The sequence below is a fragment of the Sphingomonas sp. PAMC 26621 genome (genome assembly GCF_000251145.1).
GTDB lineage: Bacteria > Pseudomonadota > Alphaproteobacteria > Sphingomonadales > Sphingomonadaceae > Sphingomonas.
The window spans coordinates 19,775-37,891 of the sequence record NZ_AIDW01000036.1 but is presented as its reverse complement, the minus strand read 5'-3'; the positions used below and the strand labels follow the sequence as shown (position 1 = coordinate 37,891).

At 67.2% G+C, this 18,117-nt stretch carries 12 protein-coding genes and 1 pseudogene; 7 read left to right on the top strand and 6 right to left on the bottom strand.

Annotated features, from left to right (window positions below; genetic code table 11):
- Positions 1 to 49: 49 nt before the first annotated feature.
- The 3 genes from RI03_RS16735 to RI03_RS16725 all read right to left on the bottom strand — a co-directional run bounded on the left by RI03_RS16735 (position 50) and on the right by RI03_RS16725 (position 4,965).
- A complete protein-coding gene (locus RI03_RS16735; RefSeq protein WP_010218742.1) occupies positions 50 to 2,005 on the bottom strand; it encodes a ribonucleoside-diphosphate reductase subunit alpha in 1,956 nt (651 codons plus the stop codon).
- 412 nt (positions 2,006 to 2,417) lie between these two features.
- Entirely contained in the window at positions 2,418 to 3,779 is a 1,362-nt protein-coding gene (locus RI03_RS16730) for a sensor histidine kinase (RefSeq protein ID WP_010218741.1), read from the bottom strand.
- 526 nt (positions 3,780 to 4,305) lie between these two features.
- On the bottom strand, positions 4,306 to 4,965 hold the full coding sequence (locus RI03_RS16725) for a response regulator (RefSeq protein WP_010218740.1): 660 nt from the start codon (positions 4,963 to 4,965) through the stop codon (positions 4,306 to 4,308).
- Positions 4,966 to 5,117: 152 nt separating this feature from the next.
- Here RI03_RS16725 and RI03_RS24135 point away from each other — a divergent pair, with 152 nt between their 5' ends.
- Positions 5,118 to 5,759, top strand: coding sequence for a hypothetical protein (locus RI03_RS24135; RefSeq protein WP_010218739.1), 642 nt, complete (start codon positions 5,118 to 5,120; stop codon positions 5,757 to 5,759).
- A 329-nt stretch (positions 5,760 to 6,088) separates the two neighbouring features.
- On the opposite strand, the gene RI03_RS16715 is transcribed toward RI03_RS24135, so the two are convergent.
- Positions 6,089 to 8,737, bottom strand: coding sequence for a putative bifunctional diguanylate cyclase/phosphodiesterase (locus RI03_RS16715; protein WP_010218738.1), 2,649 nt, complete (start codon positions 8,735 to 8,737; stop codon positions 6,089 to 6,091).
- A gap of 149 nt (positions 8,738 to 8,886) precedes the next feature.
- Between RI03_RS16715 and RI03_RS16710 the strand changes: the two genes are divergently transcribed.
- The 5 genes and pseudogenes from RI03_RS16710 (at position 8,887) to RI03_RS16690 (ending at position 15,379) form a co-directional block, all read left to right on the top strand.
- Positions 8,887 to 10,407, top strand: a complete 1,521-nt coding sequence (locus RI03_RS16710; RefSeq protein WP_010218736.1) for a fumarate hydratase — start codon at positions 8,887 to 8,889, stop codon at positions 10,405 to 10,407.
- A 116-nt stretch (positions 10,408 to 10,523) separates the two neighbouring features.
- Positions 10,524 to 10,784, top strand: a pseudogene (locus RI03_RS16705) (transporter associated domain-containing protein); the annotation flags it as partial.
- Between the two features lie 85 nt (positions 10,785 to 10,869).
- Positions 10,870 to 11,472, top strand: coding sequence for an outer membrane protein (locus tag RI03_RS16700; protein ID WP_010218734.1), 603 nt, complete (start codon positions 10,870 to 10,872; stop codon positions 11,470 to 11,472).
- Between the two features lie 117 nt (positions 11,473 to 11,589).
- The gene (gene katG, locus RI03_RS16695) at positions 11,590 to 13,836 is read left to right on the top strand and encodes a catalase/peroxidase HPI (RefSeq protein WP_010218732.1); all 2,247 of its coding nucleotides are present in this window, start codon (positions 11,590 to 11,592) and stop codon (positions 13,834 to 13,836) included.
- Between the two features lie 217 nt (positions 13,837 to 14,053).
- The gene (locus RI03_RS16690; RefSeq protein ID WP_010218731.1) at positions 14,054 to 15,379 is read left to right on the top strand and encodes a PQQ-dependent sugar dehydrogenase; all 1,326 of its coding nucleotides are present in this window, start codon (positions 14,054 to 14,056) and stop codon (positions 15,377 to 15,379) included.
- 134 nt (positions 15,380 to 15,513) lie between these two features.
- Here RI03_RS16690 and RI03_RS16685 read toward each other — a convergent pair whose 3' ends face one another.
- Entirely contained in the window at positions 15,514 to 15,816 is a 303-nt protein-coding gene (locus RI03_RS16685; protein WP_010218730.1) for a polyhydroxyalkanoic acid system family protein, read from the bottom strand.
- Positions 15,817 to 15,841: 25 nt separating this feature from the next.
- Positions 15,842 to 16,258: a VOC family protein gene (locus tag RI03_RS16680; protein ID WP_010218729.1), complete on the bottom strand. Its 417-nt coding sequence runs from the start codon at positions 16,256 to 16,258 to the stop codon at positions 15,842 to 15,844.
- Positions 16,259 to 16,532: 274 nt separating this feature from the next.
- On the opposite strand from RI03_RS16680, the gene lnt reads away from it, so the two are divergent.
- On the top strand, positions 16,533 to 18,062 hold the full coding sequence (gene lnt / locus RI03_RS16675; protein WP_010162078.1) for an apolipoprotein N-acyltransferase: 1,530 nt from the start codon (positions 16,533 to 16,535) through the stop codon (positions 18,060 to 18,062).
- Positions 18,063 to 18,117: the final 55 nt, after the last annotated feature.

Here is an 18,117-nt window from a genome sequence, read left to right as displayed (position 1 = left end):
GCGGCCATCCTCCGCGCTCAAGATTATGCCGATGCCCCGCAAAGTGCCTCTACTGGCAGGCGAGACACTCGTCGTAATCGGTCGTCTCGAACTCGTATTGCGGCTTCTCGATCGTGTTGTCGTTCTCGACACCGCCCGCGAAACCGGCGCGCTGCACCGACTTGGAGCGGAGGTAGTAGAGCGACTTGATCCCCAGTTCCCACGCGCGGAAGTGGAGCATCAGCAGGTCCCACTTCTCGACGTCAGCCGGGATGAACAGGTTGAGCGAGGTCGACTGGTCGATATAGGGGGTGCGGTCCGCCTGGAGCTCGAGCAGCCAGCGCTGGTCGATCTCGAAGCTGGTCTTGAAACAGTCCTTTTCCTCGACGTCGAGGAAGTCGAGATGCTGGACCGACCCGCCCTGCTCGAGGATCGAGTTCCAGATCGCGTCCGAATTCTTCGACTTGGCGATCAGCAGCTTTTCCAGATACGGATTCTTGATCGAGAACGAGCCGCTGAGCGTCTTGTGCGTGTAGATGTTCGCCGGGATCGGCTCGATGCACGCCGAGGTGCCGCCGCAGATGATGCTGATCGACGCGGTCGGCGCGATCGCCATCTTGCAGCTGAACCGCTCCATCACGCCGCGGTCGGCCGCGTCGGGGCAGGGCCCGCGCTCGACCGCGAGGTGCATCGACGCTTCGTCGACCTGCGCCTTGATGTGCTTGAACATGCGGAGGTTCCACGACTTCGCCATCGCGCCCTCGAACGCCAGACCGCGCGCCTGGAGGAACGAGTGATAGCCCATCACGCCCAGGCCGACCGAGCGCTCGCGCATCGCCGAATAGGCGGCGCGCTCCATGCCGGGTTCGGCGCGGTCGATGAAGTCCTGCAGGACGTTGTCGAGGAACCGCATGACGTCCTCGATGAAGCCCTTCTCGTCCTTCCACTGGTCCCACGTCTCGAGGTTTAGCGACGACAGGCAGCAGACCGCGGTGCGCTCATTGCCGAGATGGTCGGTGCCGGTCGGCAGCGTGATCTCGCTGCACAGGTTGGACGTCGATACCTTGAGCCCGAGCTCGCGGTGATGGCGGGGCATGCCCTTGTTCACGTGATCCGCGAAGACGATGTACGGCTCGCCGGTGGCAAGCCGCGTCTCGACCAGCTTCTGGAACAGCGAGCGCGCATCGACTGTCGCGCGCGCCGAGCCGTCCTTCGGGCTGACCAGCGTCCACTCGCTGCCCTCGCGGACCGCTTCCATGAACGCGTCGGTGATCAGCACGCCGTGGTGGAGGTTGAGCGCCTTGCGGTTGAAATCGCCCGAGGGTTTGCGGATTTCGAGGAATTCTTCGATCTCGGGGTGCGACACGTCGAGATAGCAGGCGGCCGAGCCACGGCGGAGCGAGCCCTGGCTGATCGCGAGCGTGAGCGAATCCATCACGCGGACGAACGGGATGATCCCCGAAGTCTTGCCGTTGAGGCCGACCGGCTCGCCGATCCCGCGGACGTTGCCCCAGTAGGTGCCGATCCCGCCGCCGCGCGAAGCGAGCCAGACGTTCTCGTTCCACGTGTCGACGATCCCGCCGAGGCTGTCGGGGACCGAATTGAGGAAGCACGATATCGGCAGGCCGCGCCCGGTGCCGCCGTTCGACAGAACGGGGGTCGCGGGCATGAACCACAGGCGCGAGATATAGCCGTAGAGCCGCTGCGCATGCGCTTCGTCATCGGCATAGGCCGAGGCGACGCGGACGAACAGGTCCTGGAACGTCTCGCCCGGAAGCAGGTAGCGGTCGCGCAGCGTTTCCTTGCCGAAATCGGTCAGCAGCGCGTCACGCGAGTGATCGACCTCGACCGGATACAGCTGGACGTGGACTTCCTTCGAATCGCCACGCGCCGCGAGCTTGCGATCCGCGCCGTTGCGCCCGCTTTCCTGGGCGGTGTCCTGGGGAGCCTGGACGCTCGCCGCGAGCGCCTCGATCATATCGCTTGCCATATCCGCCTTCACTTCCTCGGTATCCCGAAAATCCATTGTCCCGCCCCTGTTTCCGTCTCAAAGCTACAGGATCGGACACGCCACGCGTTCCCGATCCGTTCGATCTTCGTTCGACTCGGGGGACGAGCCCCCATGCTAGCATTTCAGGGGCTTCCGGCGAGAACGAAAAGTGACCATCATCGCGCTCGCGCATCCGGCCCGGGTGCTGTCCCGATATGGGGTCGCCCGCTTCGCTCTACCAGTTCTTGGGTTCGCCCCCGAACCTGACCCCTACAGATTGTGCCCATCGCGTCCATCACGCAATATGATAAATGACAGTTCGGGGACTCGGTTCGTCGCTATTTTCCGCCTGCTCGCGGTGTCGCGAAACCGGGCATGCGCGGCGACGCGTGGTCAAAGCTGGCGTTGCGGAAAGGCAAGGGACCGAACCGGGAACATGACATTTATTTCACGCCGACCCGCCCAAGCCGAGCGGCAACGTGACATGGACGGCCAGGCCCCCAAGCGCAGCCGTATCGAGCAGCAGCGTGCCGCCGTAAAGAGTCGCGAGCTCGGTCGCGATCGACAGGCCGAAGCCGTGACCATCGCCGCGTTCGTCGAGCCGCTGCCCCGCGGCAAGCGCGGCGGCGCGGGTTGCTTCGGGGATGCCGGGGCCGTCATCCGCGATCGTCAGCACGAGGAACCGGCTGCCGTCGGCGCGCGCCTCCACCGCGATTCGGCGGGAGGCCCAGCGCCACGCATTGTCGAGCAGATTGCCGATCAGTTCATCGAGATCCTGCGGGTCGACCGCAACCGCCAGCGCGGGATCGATCGCGACAGCGGCGGTGATTCGCCGCTCGGCATGGATTCGCGACAGCGCGTCGACCAGCCCGGCGACGGTCGACGCGAGCGGGGTCGCGACGCGGGAGGCGATTCCCGGCGTCGCGGCGCGCGCGCGACCGAGGTGGTGCCGTACCGCCTGGTCGATCCGTGCGATCTGTGCGCCGAGCGTGCCGTCCGGGTCGAGCGGGCGGACCGTCAGCGCGAGCGTCGCGAGCGGGGTCTTGAGCCCATGCGCGAGATTGGCGACATGCCCGCGCGCGTTGGCGAGTGCGGCGGCGTTCTCCTCCAGCAGCGCGTTGATTTCGCTGGCGAGCGGGGCGAGTTCGCGCGGCTGGTCGGCGGGAATCGCGGTCGCCTGTCCGCTGCGCACCGCCGCAAGACCCTCGCGCATCCGCTTGAGCGGGGCGAGCCCGACGCGCAACTGCACCAGCGTCGCCGCGCCGAGCGCAAGGCCCAGCAGCGCGAGCGAGCCGAGCAGCGGCGCCATCGCCGCGCGGAGCGGCCGGTCGACGATCGCGCGCGGGGCAGACGCGGTGATGCGGACCTGCCCCGCGGGGGTGGCGAGCGTCAGGCTGCGCGCGTGGAGCTGGCCGTGGCGGTCGCGCCAGTCGAGCGCGCCCGGTTGCGCGGGATCGCGCCCGGCGAACGGCGGCGGGGGGCCGTCGCGGGGCGGGCGCATCGCATCGAGATCGGGCGGCGCGGGGGAGGCGACCGTCCGGCCCGCGGCGTCGATCCGCCAGCCCCAGCCGTTCGCGGGATCATCATAGGGCGCGGCGAGGATCAGCCGGGTGCGGTCGATCCGGCCATCGGGGCGGACCGCCTGCGCGAGGATCGCGATCTGCGCGTCGAGCCGTTCGTCGAGCCCGTGCATCACGAACCGGTCGAGCACCGCGCCGATCGTCAGCGCCGCAAACGCGAGCGCGGCGAGCGTGGCGACGAGCGCGGTGACGAGCAGGCGACCGTAAAGCGAGCGCGGGAGGAGCGTCATGCGGCGCACCTGCTGCCGTCACCCTGAACGCGTTTCAGGGTCCACCGCGCGGCGCTGGCTGTCCGGGGGTGTTGCACGGTGGATGCTGAAACAAGTTCAGCATGACGGAAGTGGGGAAGGGGGGCGGCGTTTTCACCACGCCCGGCGTCACCCTGAACTTGATCCAGGGTCCACCGCGCGGCGCTGGCTGTCCGGAGGTGTTGCACGGTGGATGCTGAAGCGAGTTCAGCATGACGGCGGCGAGGGGGTGGGGTGCGGGTGTTTCCACCACAGCCGGCGTCACCCTGAACTTGTTTTAGGGTCCACCGCGCGGCGCTGGCTGTCCGGGGGTTTTGCGCGGTGGATGCTGAAACAAGTTCAGCATGACGGCGGGGGGAGGAAGGACGCGCGGCCCCACCACAGCCGGCGTCACCCTGAACTCGTTTCAGGGTCCACCGCGCGGCGATGGCTGTCGGGGGGTGTTGCACGGTGGATGCTGAAACAAGTTCAGCATGACGGCGGGGTGTGGAAGGAGGCGCGCCAACGTTCACGCCGCGACGATCCGATAGCCGCGCCCGCGCACCGTCTCGATCAGGTCCGAGCCGATCTTTTTGCGCAGCCGCCCGACGATCACCTCGAGCGAGTTCGAATCGGGGTCTGCATCGCCTTCGTAGACATGCTCCATCAGGTCGAGCCGCTCGACCACCACGCCTTTACGAAGCATCAGTGTCGACAGCACGCGCCATTCGAGCGCGGTCAGCCGCAGCGGGAGGCCGTCGCGCTCGACCTGCCCGGTCTGCGCGTCGAAGGTGATCGGCCCGCACACGATCCGCGCCGAGGCATGCCCCGCCGAGCGCCGCACCAGCGCGCGGAGCCGCATCACCAGCTCCTCGATCCGGAACGGCTTGACGAGATAATCGTCCGCGCCCGCGCGGAACCCGGCGACCTTTTCCGACCAGCCATCGCGCGCGGTGAGGATCAGCACCGGGAGCATGCGCCCCGCCGCGCGCCATTCCTCGAGCACCGTAATCCCCGATTTGCGCGGCAACCCGAGGTCGAGCACCGCCGCGTCATAGCTTTCGGTATCGCCGAGATGCGCGCCATCCTCGCCATTCGCGGCGACGTCGACCGCGAAATGCTCCGCGCGGAGCGCCTTCGCGGTCGCCTCGGCGAGTGCGGTGTCGTCCTCGACCAGCAGGATGCGCATGGGTGCAGATCTTTCGTTCGAGCAGGCAGGACGGGTCGCCGCAGCAACATTGCGGCTATCTCCCCGCGCTAAACCCAATCTGAACGACAAGGTTCAGCGGGCCGGGGGCACGACTCGGTAGAAGGCTGCATACCAACCGAAGGAGCATACCGATGACCGAAGAAACCCACATCACCCAGCGCCGCAAGATCTCGACCCGCGGCGCGCTGATCGGCGCCGCCTTGCTTGCGGTCGGGGTCGGCGGCGGCGCGACCGTCGCGCAGATGACCGCGCCGTCGGTCGAGATGGCACCGATCAAGCCGGTCGCGATCCGCAGCCTCAGCGACACCGGAAGCATCGTCACGGTGCGCGGCAAGGTCGCCGAGACCTATGGTCCGATGTTCATCCTCGCCGATGGCAGCGGGCGGACGCTGGTCGCGGGCGGACGGCCGGTCGATGGCACCGGCCTCGTCAGCGCAGGGCAGACCGTCAGCGTCCAGGGACGCTTCGGGCATGGCATGCTCCACGCCTCGTTCCTCGTCGGCGCGGATGGCAAGGTGACCGCGCTCCGCCCGATGCCGCCGCGCGGTGGACCCGGTGGCCCCGGTGGCCCGGGCGGCCCGCGTGGCCCGCACGGGCGCGGGGGGCCTGATGGTCCCGGCGGCCCGGGTGGACCGGACGGTCCCGATGGCCCCGGTGCCCAGGATGCCGCCCCGCCGCCGCCGCCGGTCGCTGCGCCCGGCGCAGCCACGGGGGCGACGCCCGCTGTGGCACCGGCTGCACCCGTTGCCACGCCGACGACCGCAAGCAAGTAAACGACCGGGCCGCGCGATGTCGTCGCGCGGCCCGTGTTTCCGGCCTTGGCAAACCTTTCCGTCATGCTCGTGGAAGTGCGACCTCCGCATAAAGGCAATCGGACGTTTGATCGTCATCCCTCGCCCAAAAGCTGCCGTCATGCTGAACTTGTTTCAGCATCCACGTCGCAACAGGCATAGTCCGGACTCGTGGAGGGCTGGATCCTGAAACAAGTTCAGGATGACGGACGTTCTCGCAGAGGTCTCGCGTCCGCGGGAATGACGGAAAGGGGGAAATCGCCTGCCAGAACCCGTCATACCCGCTCGGTCCTGCTAAGCCTTACCCAGTCTTATCCCGCCTTGCGTGCGGCCTGCGGGACGCTCGGCGCGGCGAGACGTTCGAGGTTGAAGGTCTCGGCGAATTCGAGCCCCGCGCGGCCATCCGCCGCCCAGCGCAGCTTGGCGGGGAACATCTGGTCCTCGAGCAGCTCGATCAGCACGTCGAGATCGGTCGTGCCGTCGTCGACCTCGATCCCCTCGATCATCGCGCCGGTCGACGAGATGTTGCGGATCCGCACTTCGCCCGACACCGCTCCTGCCTCGATCCGCGCGCTGCGCAGCATTGCGGTGCGCGGGTTGCGCGTGATCTGATAGCCGGTTGCGGTCGCCATCCCCCCGCCGATCGTGAGCTGCTGCAAGACGTCCGCCGCGCGCGCGGGCTTGCCATAGACGAAGCCCTGGATGTGGCTGCACCCCAGATCGCGGATGAGCGTGATCTCGTCACGATTCTCGACCCCCTCGGCGGTCGTCTCCATCCCGAGCGCGTCCGCGAGCGAGACGATCGCGCGGATGATCGCGGCGTTGCGGTTGCCCGGGATCGTCGCGCCCTTGACGAAGCTCTGGTCGATCTTGATCTTGTCGAACGGCGCTTTCTTGAGATAGCCGAGCGAGGAATAGCCCGTCCCGAAATCGTCGAGCGCAAGCCGCACGCCGCAGCCCTTCAGCGTCTTGAACATCTGTTCCGATGCGGCGGATTCGTCGAGGAACACCCCTTCGGTGATCTCGAGCTCGAGCCGGTGCGGCGCGATCCCCGATTTTGCGAGCGCGGACGTGACGAGCGAGGGGAGCACCGGATTGGCGAACTGAATCGGCGAGACGTTGACCGCGACGCGGACATCCCCCGGCCAGCCCGCCGCCTCGGTACAGGCGGTCCGCAGCACCCATTCGCCGATCGTCTCGATCAGCCCGCAATCCTCCGCCACGGGGACGAATTCGGCGGGGCTGACCAGCCCGCGCGTCGGATGCGCCCAGCGCAGCAGAGCTTCGTACCCGACGATCCGTTCGGAGCGGGTATCGACCACCGGCTGATAGGCGAGATAGAATTGGTTGCCGACCAGCGCCTGGCGCAGATCGTCCTCGAGCTGCTTGCGGCTTTGCGCGCCGACCAGCAGTTCGTCGCGGAAGAAGCGGTGGATCCCGCGCCCGTCGCCCTTGGCCGCGTACAGCGCGAGATCGGCGTTGCGGATCAGCGTTTCCGAATCGCCGCCGTCCTGCGGCGCGATCGCGATGCCGATCGAGCAGCCGATGCTGATCGCCGAGCCTTCGATCGAATAGGGCTGCGACAAGTCGAAGATCACGCGGCGCGCAAGCTCGGCGAGCTTCTCGCGATCGGCCTGGCCGGGCATGATCACCTGGAACTCGTCGCCGCCGAGCCGCCCGACCAGCCCCGCCTCGCCGATCCCGCGTTGCAGCCGCTGCGCGACCTGCTTGAGCAAGGCATCGCCCATCTGGTGCCCGAGCGTGTCGTTGACCGCCTTGAACCGGTCGAGATCGAGCAGGAACAGGCTGGTCATCCGCTGGGGCGATGCGGGCTGCGCGAGCATCTGGTCGAGCGCGAGGCGGAGCCGCTGGCGGTTGGCGAGCCCGGTCAGCCCGTCGAACAGCGCGAGCCGGGTGATCTCGGCATCCGCGCGGCGGCGTTCGGTCAGGTCGCTGCCGCTGCCGACGAAGCCGATGAAGATGCCGTCCTCGTCGAAGATCGGGCGGCCCGACATCGACCACCAGCGCTCGAGCTTGGCGCGGCTCGCGGGGCGGACCGAATAGTTGGAAAAGGCGGTGCGCGACGAGAGGTGGAACGCGATCGTGCGCTCGGTCTCGGGGAGCGCGCTGTCCATCCGGAACAGCCGGGAGAGCGGCGCGCCGATCGCGGGGGCATCGGGCGTGTCGAGCTCGCGCGCGACCTTGTCGGTCAGATAGGTGACTTCGCCCTCGCTGTTGGTCTGCCAGAACCAGCCGCTCGAATGCGTCTCGAATTCGGCGACGAGGCGAGTCGCCATCCGCCCCTGCGCATGGTCGAGATCGCGCTGCGCGACCGCGCTGCGCTCGAACAGCGCAAGCCGGTAGGTCGAGCTCGTCAGCGCGAGCAGTAGCACCGTGCCGATCCCGAACCCGATCCCGATCCCGTCCTGCGCCCCCAGCGTCACCAGCAGCCCCGCGCCGAACCCGAGCGTCGCCGCGCGGACCGGATACAGCGCGATCACCAGGACGATCATCGCGCCGAACGCGGTGACGAAACCGGCGAGCCGCGCCGGACCGGGACTGAGCTGAACGGTCGCGAACACAAGGAGGAGCAACGCCGCCCCGCCGACCGCGCCGAGCGCCATGGCGGTGCGGACCTTGCCGTGCAGCGACCAGCGCCGCGTGATGCCGCGCCGGATCGCCAGCAGCAGCAGCGTGCCGAACAGCGCCAGCACCGCCGCGCAGGCCAGCGCGACGAGCATCACCCCCGGCCGCGCCTGCTGCCAGCCGGTCCACGCGACCTGCAGCGGCGCCGCCAGCGCGACCAGCAGCGCGAACGGCCAGCTTTGCGCAAGCTGGCGCAATTGTCGGCGCAAGGTGTTGCGATGCCCCTCGGATTCGGTCGCACTGGGGGAAAGGTCGGTCCACAGCGCGGCAAACGCGACGCGGAGCGCACGAAAGGGGGTTACACGGATACGCATCGCCGCGATCCTACCGCAGCATCCTTGCACAGAGCCTTGCGGGAGGTGGTTAACGCGGTGCTGCGCGCGCGCGTTTATCGCGGGCGGATGGCTTGGCGGCGCTGCGCGGGGCGCATAAGGCAGGGCAAACGCCAGAACGGAAAGCGCTTATGACCACGATGATCCGCGAAGCCGACCTGATCGAAAGCGTCGCCGACGCGCTGCAATTCATCAGTTTCTATCACCCGATGGATTATATCCGCGCACTCGGCGCGGCCTATGAGGCCGAGCAGGGCCCCGCCGCCAAGGACGCGATCGCGCAGATCCTGACCAATTCGCGGATGTGCGCGGAGGGGCATCGCCCGATCTGTCAGGATACGGGAATCGTCAACGTCTTCATCAAATGGGGAATGGACTGCCGGCTCGACGACACCAGCCGCTCGCTCCAGCAGGTCGTCGACGAAGGCGTGCGGCTGGCGTATCTCAACCCCGAGAACAAGCTGCGCGCGTCGATCCTCGCGGACCCCGCCTTCACGCGGCGCAACACCAAGGACAACACGCCGTCGGTGCTCCACGTCGAGCTGGTGCCGGGATCGCGCGTCTCGGTCGACGTCGCGGCGAAGGGCGGCGGGAGCGAGAACAAGTCCAAGTTCAAGATGATGAACCCGAGCGATTCGATCGTCGACTGGATGCTCGAGATGCTGCCGCAGATGGGCGCGGGCTGGTGCCCGCCGGGGATGCTCGGGATCGGCATCGGCGGGACCGCGGAGCATTGCATGCTGCTCGCCAAGCAGGCGCTGATGGAGCCGATCGACATGGGGCCATTGAAGGCACGTGGCCCGAAGACCGATATCGAGGCGCTGCGGATCGAGATCTTCGACAAGGTCAACGCGCTCGGCATCGGCGCGCAGGGGCTGGGCGGGCTGTCGACCATCCTCGACGTCAAGATCCTGGACGCGCCGTGCCACGCCGCGGGCAAGCCGGTCGCGATGATCCCCAATTGCGCCGCGACCCGCCACGCGCATTTCGTCCTCGACGGCTCCGGCCCCGCCTATCTCGAGGCGCCCAAGCTCGATGAATGGCCCGACGTCCACTGGGTGCCCGACCAGGCCGCGATCCGCGTCGATCTCGACACGCTGACGCCCGCTGACGTGCAGGGCTGGAAGCAGGGAGACCGGCTGCTGCTCAACGGCAAGATGCTCACCGGACGCGATGCCGCGCACAAGCGCATCAAGGACATGCTCGACAAGGGCGAGCCGCTGCCGGTCGAGTTCGCTGGGCGCGTCATTTATTACGTCGGCCCGGTCGATCCGGTGGGGGATGAGGTGGTCGGTCCGGCGGGGCCAACGACTGCGACGCGGATGGATTCGTTCACGCGGATGATGCTGGGGCAGGGCCTGCTCGCGATGGTCGGCAAGGCCGAGCGCGGGCCCGACGCGACCAAGGCGATCGCCGAGGGCAAATCGGCGTACCTGATGGCGGTCGGCGGCGCAGCGTATCTCGTCGCGCGCGCGATCAAGGGCTCGAAGGTCGTCGGGTTCGAGGATCTCGGGATGGAGGCGATCTACGAGTTCGAGGTGGTCGATTTCCCGGTGACGGTGGCGGTCGATTCCTCGGGCGCGAACGTCCACCAGCTCGCGCCGCTGGTGTGGAAAGACAAGATCGCACGGGAGGGCTTGCTGCCCGCATAAGGGTCCGGGGTCCATTGCGCTGCGCTCTCAAGGTTCTGAAATTGCAGCGTAATGGACCCCGCTTCGGTTTCCCCGGGCGGCGGCGGATCGCAGGTCGAGGGCAGGGTGCGCGGCATCTGGATGGCGGCGCGTGGGATGTCGATGCGCGCGCCGAGCTCGAGGATGTCGGCGAGACGATCGACGAACGGCTGGCCGAGGTCGATGGCGACATCGACACGATCGGCGGGCTTGCCGCGGTGCTGGCGGGGCATATGCCCAAGGTCGGCGCCTGCATCGTCCACGACAGCGGCTGGACGCTCGAGGTGATCGCGGCGGATACGCGGCGCGTGCTGAGTTTGCGGGTGCATCCCCCCAAGCCCGAGCCCGAACACGGTTAACCCGAGATATCCATGGCGATCAGCTGATGTTCAGCTGGAAATGGCAAGTTTCGTTTCGCTATCGTAGCGAAAAGGGGGAATTGCCATGACCTGCCAAGCCGTCGCGGTCACGTTCGTCGGTATCGTCGCCATACTGTCCGCACCGTCCGCCTCTGCGCAGGCGCGGTCCTACACCGGGCCGTTCGCCGGCATCGAGGCCGGGGCGCGGGAAGATCATGTCTTTTTCGATGTAGCCAACCTCGACACGGGCGAGACATTGAGCCGTTACTATCGCGCGGTCGGCCCGAGCGGTGGCGCGTTCGTCGGATATGACGTCGCGGTTGCGCAGAACGTCCGCATCGGTGGCGAAGTCGGGGTCAACATCGGTGGCGGGCGACCGGTCGCCCGCTTGCCCGACAGCAGGCGCTTCTTCGAGGAACACCCTCGCTACGGCTATCGCCTGAGCCTGCGCGCTGGATATCTCGCGACACCGCGCCTGTTGCTTTACGCAACCGGCGGATATGGCGGCAATCGCTATCGGATCGACTTCAACCCCGGGATTCCCGACATCCATCAATGGGGCAGCAGCTTCATCGTCGGCGGTGGCATGGAATATCGGTTCCGCGACCGCACCGCCGTGCGAATCGATTTCAAGCATGTCGACAATCAGGCCAGCCAGCTGATGCTGGGCGTGCCGATCCGCTTTTAGCCCCCCGTCGCAAATATCACCCGTCCGATCACTCTCTTCGGTTTAATGCATTTCGTCGATTGAGTGGATCGTGGCATTGTGCAGTCTCAGATTCAGAAGAGTCGATTGGAGAGACCCATGGACGCAATTACCACAGGTAGCCCGCTGAGCGATCCGAGCAAGGAGCCCGCCGCAATGCGCACGCTGCTCGGCCGCACCAACCGTGATTGGTGGCCGAACCAGCTCAGCCTCGAAATCCTCCAGCAGAACGGCCTGTCGGCGAACCCGATGGGCGACGACTTCGATTATGCCGAAGCGTTCAACGCGCTCGATTATGCAGCCGTAAAGCGCGACCTGACCGCGCTGATGACCGACAGCCAGCCATGGTGGCCGGCCGATTACGGGCATTACGGCCCGTTCTTCATCCGCATGGCGTGGCATTCGGCGGGCACCTATCGCACCGGCGACGGGCGCGGCGGGTCGTCGTCGGGTTCGCAGCGGTTCGCGCCGCTCAACAGCTGGCCGGACAACGGCAACCTCGACAAGGCACGTCGCCTGTTGTGGCCGATCAAGTCCAAGTACGGCAAGCAGCTGAGCTGGGCCGATCTGTTCATCATGGCGGGCAACGTCGCGATCGAATCGATGGGCGGACCCGTGTTCGGCTTCGGTGGCGGGCGCGAGGACGTGTTCGAGCCGATGAAGGACATCTATTTCGGCACCGAAGAGGAGTGGCTCGGCGATACGCGAATCGAGGAAGAAGAGGGCCGTGCGCTCGAGAGCCCGCTCGCCGCGATCCAGATGGGCCTCATCTACGTCAACCCGGAAGGCCCCGGCGGTTGCCCCAACCCGATGGGCTCGGCGCGCGACATGCGCGAGACGTTCGCGCGCATGGGCATGAACGACGAGGAAACCGTCGCGCTGACTGCAGGCGGCCATACCTTCGGCAAGGCGCACGGTGCGGGTGACGCCTCGCTCGTCGGCGTCGAGCCGGAAGGCGCCGACATCGCGACGCAGGGCATGGGCTGGGTGTCGACGCATGGCACCGGCATGGGCGACGACACGATCACCTCGGGGATCGAAGGGGCCTGGACCCCGACGCCGATCACCTGGGACCAGACCTATTGGGACATGCTGCTCGACCACGAGTATGAGCTCGTGAAGAGCCCGGCGGGCGCGCATCAGTGGCAGCCGGTCGGCAACCCCCAGGAAACGCTCGCCCCCAAGGCGCACACGCCGAGCGTCAAGGTCCCGACGATGATGACGACCGCCGACATGGCGCTCAAGAAGGACCCGGCGTATCTCGAGATCAGCAAGCGTTTCCAGAAGGACCCGGCGGCGTTCGCCGATGCCTTCGCGCGTGCCTGGTTCAAGCTGACCCACCGCGACATGGGGCCGAAGGTCCGCTATCTCGGGCCTGACGTTCCGGCGGAAGACCTGATCTGGCAGGACCCGATCCCCAAGGCGGACTATCCGCAGATCGACGCGGGTGACGTCGGTGGCCTCAAGCAGGCGATCGCCAATTCGGGGCTTTCGGTGGCCGAGCTGGTGACGACCGCCTGGGCGTCGGCCTCGACCTATCGCCAGTCGGACCACCGCGGTGGTGCGAATGGCGGCCGGATCCGGCTCGCACCGCAGAAGGACTGGGAGGTCAACCAGCCCGAGCAGCTTGCCAAGGTGCTTGGCATCTATGAGGGCATCAAGGCGGACTTCGACGGTCAGGGTGCGAAGAAGGTGTCGATCGCGGATCTGATCGTGCTTGGCGGTTCGGTCGGGGTCGAGGCGGCGGCGAAGGCGGCCGGCAAGATGATCGAAGTGCCGTTCCTCCCGGGTCGGACCGATGCGTCGGCCGAGCAGACCGATGCCGAGAGCTTCGACGTACTCGAGCCCAAGGCGGACGGTTTCCGCAACTATCTGTCGGTCAAGTTCAGCGTTCCGACCGAGGAACTGCTGGTCGACAAGGCCCAGTTGCTTGGGCTGAGCGGCCCGCAGATGGCGGTGCTGCTCGGCGGGCTTCGGGTCCTCGGGGCCAACCACCCCAAGGCCGGGAAGCATGGCGTGTTCACCGACCGCGAGGGTCAGCTGACCAACGACTTCTTCGTGCATTTGCTCGACATGCAGACCGCATGGAAGCAGATCAGCGACGACAGCGACGAGGAATATCTCGGCACGCTGCGCGCGACCGGCGAGCAGAAGTGGACCGCCTCGCGCACCGACCTGGTGTTCGGCGCGAACTCGCAGCTGCGCACCGTCGCGGAGGTCTATGCCTCGGCGGATGCGGGCGACAAGTTCGTCAAGGACTTCGTCGATGCGTGGGTCAAGGTGATGAACGCGGACCGGTTCGACGTCGCGTCGGGCCATGTCGAAGGCGAGCCTGCGGTCGCCTGATCGCGGTTGCGGCGTTGAATGCGGGAGCTTCGGGGTTGCGGGCGTTTGCTCGTACCCCCGGGCTCCCGTTTTCGTATCGAAATGCGGCCACGCCACGTGGCGGTGGGACTGGCCCGGTTCGATTTGAGAAACGGAAACCCCCCAAACGAACGGTTGTGGAGGAATGCCCCCCCAACTCTAGCCTTCCACCGGGCGGCGGCGCACCCTATCAAGCGGTATGCGCAAACATATTTTCATCCTCCTCGGCATCTTCGCCGTTGTCGGGGCGGCGGTCCTCTGGTGGATGTTCCAGCCCGAACCCGCCCAACTCCCGATCGCCCAGGTCGAAGGCGAACGCCCGACCATCTCCGCACCGCGCGAACAGACGATCCCCACGACCAAGGTCGCCAAGGCGGTCGGCTGGCCCGCGGGCACGACTCCGGTCCCCGCCGCCGGGCTCAAGGTGGCCGCGTTCGCGCAAGGGTTGGAGCATCCGCGCTGGCTCTACCGCCTCCCCAATGGCGACGTGCTGGTCGCCGAAACCAATTCGCCGCCGCGCAAGGGCCGCAGCATCACCGATACCGTGATGCGCTATCTGCTCGGCCGGGCGGGCGCTGGCGTTCCCTCCGCCAATCGCATCACGCTGCTGCGCGACGCGAATGGCGATGGGGTCGCGGAACAGAAGACCGTGCTGATCGGCGGGCTCAACTCGCCCACCGGCATGGCGCTGCTCGGGGGCTATCTCTACATCGCGAACACCGACGCGCTGGTCCGCGTGCCGTTCACGCCCGGTGAGACGAAGATCACCGCGACCCCCGAGAAGGTGATCGCGCTCAACGGCGGCGGCAACCACTGGGCGCGCACGCTGCTCGCGGACCCGAACGGCAAATATCTCTACGTCGGCGTCGGCTCGTCGTCGAACATCGCCGAAAACGGCATGGACAAGGAAAAATACCGCGCCAACATCCTCCAGGTCGACCCGCAGGCGAAGACCTTCCGCGTGTTCGGCGCGGGCTTGCGCAACCCGCAGGGGATGGCGTTCGAACCCAGGTCGGGCGGGCTGTGGGTCGCGGTCAACGAGCGCGACATGCTCGGGTCGGATATCGTCCCCGATTACATCACGCGGGTCGGCCTCGGGGACAACTTCGGCTGGCCGTGGTATTATTGGGGCGGCTACCCGGACACGCGCGTGAAGCCCGAGAACCCGGCGCTGCAGGAATATTCCAAGCGTCCCGATTTCGCGATGGGGCCGCACGTGGCAGCTCTGGGGCTGACCTTCGCGAGCGAGGCGAAACTCGGCGCGGCGTATGCGAACGGCGCGTTCGTCGGCGAGCATGGCTCGTGGAACCGCGTGCCGGTGTCGGGCTACAAGGTCGCGTTCGTGCCGTTCGGGGAGCTTGGCTTTCCCAGGAAGGGCGTGAAGCCGGTCGACGTGCTGACGGGCTTCCTCAACGCCAAGGGCGAGGCGCAGGGCCGTCCGGTCGGGGTGACGTTCGATCGCGGCGGCGCGCTGCTGGTCGCGGATGACGTGGGCAACACCGTGTGGCGGGTCAGCGCGAAGTAACGCGCGCCCACCCACAATGCGCCGTCATGCTGAACTTGTTTCAGCATCCACCGTGGTCTTGTCCTGCCGGCCGCAGGATGCATTCACCGGTGGATGCTGAAACAAGTTCAGCATGACGGTCGTATAGAGGGGCGTTACTCCAGCATCTTCGGCGCTTCCTTCGCCAGCTTCGCGCGGATCTTGTCCGCGAACAGTGCGAGGAACGGCGGCAGGTCGACCTCGGCGCGGACCGAGGTCTCCGCGACCGTCAGCCGGCTCGCGACGCGTTGACCCATCGCGGCGACGGTGAAGAACATCGTGTCCCCCTCCCAACGATGATCGACCGCGGCACCGCCCGGGAACATCCCGGCGAGCTTGCCGATCCCGCCGTCGACGCGTGCGCGCGCGGCGGCAAGGCCCAGCTTGTGGGGGATATCGACGACAATCGGTTCGCTCATGGTCTGTCCTTCACGCGACGGCGTATCATTGCGCGAAGATCATCGCGTCGTCGGCAAACGCCTTGAACTCGAGCGCGTTGCCGCTCGGGTCATAAAAGAACATCGTCGCCTGCTCGCCCGGCTGACCGACGAAGCGCGTGTGCGGCTCGATCCCGAAGCGAGTCCCCGCCGCGGTCAGCCGCTCGGCGAGCGTCTGCCAGTCGGGCATCGTCAGCACGACGCCGAAGTGCGGTACCGGCACCGCATGCCCGTCGACCGCGTTCGACACCGCGACCGGCTTGGCGGCGGGGTCGAGATGCGCGACGATCTGGTGACCGTAGAGGTCGAAGTCGATCCAGTGATCCGAACTGCGCCCCTCGGTGCACCCGAGCGTCCCGCCGTAGAAGGCGCGCGCGGCGGCGAGATCGTTGACGGGGAAGGCGAGGTGGAAGGGGCGAGTCATGCGGGGACGATAGCGGCGGGGGTGGGGGGCGTCACGTTCAAGATGCCCGCCAAGTTGAAGCCACTTCCCCGGCGAAGGCCGGGGCCCAGGAGAGGAACGGCAGATTGCGAGCCTCTGCACTTCGTTACCTTGGCCATCGCTGCTGGGCCCCGGCCTTCGCCGGGGAAGGGTAGAGAAGAGAAGAGAAGCGGAAAGAGAAGAAGCCCAAGGAGGGGAGCTGCCGTGGTTCGCGCTCCCCGTTGCGTCCCCTCTTCTATCACGCGATAGCGACCGCATGACCCAGCGCCCCGCTCTTTTCTCCTTCCTCCTCGGCGGGATCGCCGCGGTCGGCTTCGCGCCGCTCGCGCTGTGGCCCGTCACGCTCGGCTGTTTCGCAGTCTGGATGCTGTTGGTGCATCAGGCGCCGACGCGGCGCGCGGCGCTGTGGCGCGGGTGGCTGTTCGGGGTCGCGCATTTCTCGATCGGCAACAACTGGATCGCCAAGGCCTTCAGCTTCCAGGACGCGATGCCGCATGCGCTCGGCTTCTTCGCGCCAATCCTGCTATCGCTGTATCTCGCGATCTTCCCGATGGCGGCGGCGGGGGTCGCGTGGCGGCTGCGCAAGCCCGCGCTCGACGCATCCTACGTGCTGATCTTCGCGACCGTCTGGATCGCGACCGAATATCTGCGCGGCACGCTGCTGACGGGGTATCCGTGGAACCCGCTCTCCGAAATCTGGCTCCCGACCCCGGTCGCGGCGAGCGGGGCCTGGCTTGGCACTTATGCGCTGTCGGGAATCGCGGTGCTGACGGCAGGTGCGGTCCTGCTTGCGGCGCGGCGGACGTGGCGCTTCCCGGTGTCGGTCGGCGTGTTGCTCGTCGTGTTGTCCTTGTCGGCGCTCGACACCGCGCCCGCGCCAAAGCCGCTCGCCAACGCCCCGCGCATTCGCGTCGTCCAGCCCGATCTCGACCAGGAACAGCGCCCGCGCGAGGATTATGCCGAGACCAACCTCCGCGCGCTGTCCGGCCTCAGCGGGACGCCGCACGCCGCGCCACGGCTGATCGTCTGGCCCGAGGGCGCGCTGCGTTATCTCCCCGAGGACGGCTATCCCCCGCAATATTACTTCCGCGGCGCGCCGTTCGTCATCCGCTCGCGGATCGCCGCGCTGCTCGGCCCGCGCGATGTCGTGCTGACCGGCGGCAATGCCCTGAAATTCGACGCATCCGGCGAGGTCAACGCCGCCACCAACGCGATCTTCGCGATCGACGCGAACGCCAGGGTCATCGGCCGCTACGACAAGGCGCACCTCGTGCCGTGGGGCGAATATCTCCCCGCGCGCCCGCTGATGTCCGCGATCGGGCTGTCGCGGCTCGTCCCCGGCGACCTTGATTTCGCGTCCGGCAAGGGGCCGGACGGGCTCGACATTCCCGGCATCGGCCGGGTCGGTTTCGCGATCTGTTACGAAATGATCTTCTCGGGCTCGATCGTCGACCGCAAGCATCGTCCGGCGCTGATCTTCAACCCCTCGAACGACAGCTGGTACGGCAGCTGGGGCCCGGCGCAGCATCTCGCGCAGGCGCGGATGCGCGCGATCGAGGAAGGCCTGCCGATCATCCGTGCGACGCCGACCGGCATTTCCGCGATCATCGATGCGCGCGGTCATGTCCTCGCGTCGATCCCGTGGGAGACGAAGGGCGCGATCGAACTGCCGATCCCGCCGGCCGCACCGCCCACCCTGTTCGCACGGTTCGGCAACCTGATGGCGCTGCTGACCGCCCTCATGTTGGCGCTAACGGCAATTGCCATCCGACGGCGGGCACGATAGGAGCACATATAAGGAAAGCTTTATATGCGTGTTCCGGTCGCACCGGTCCGCGCCC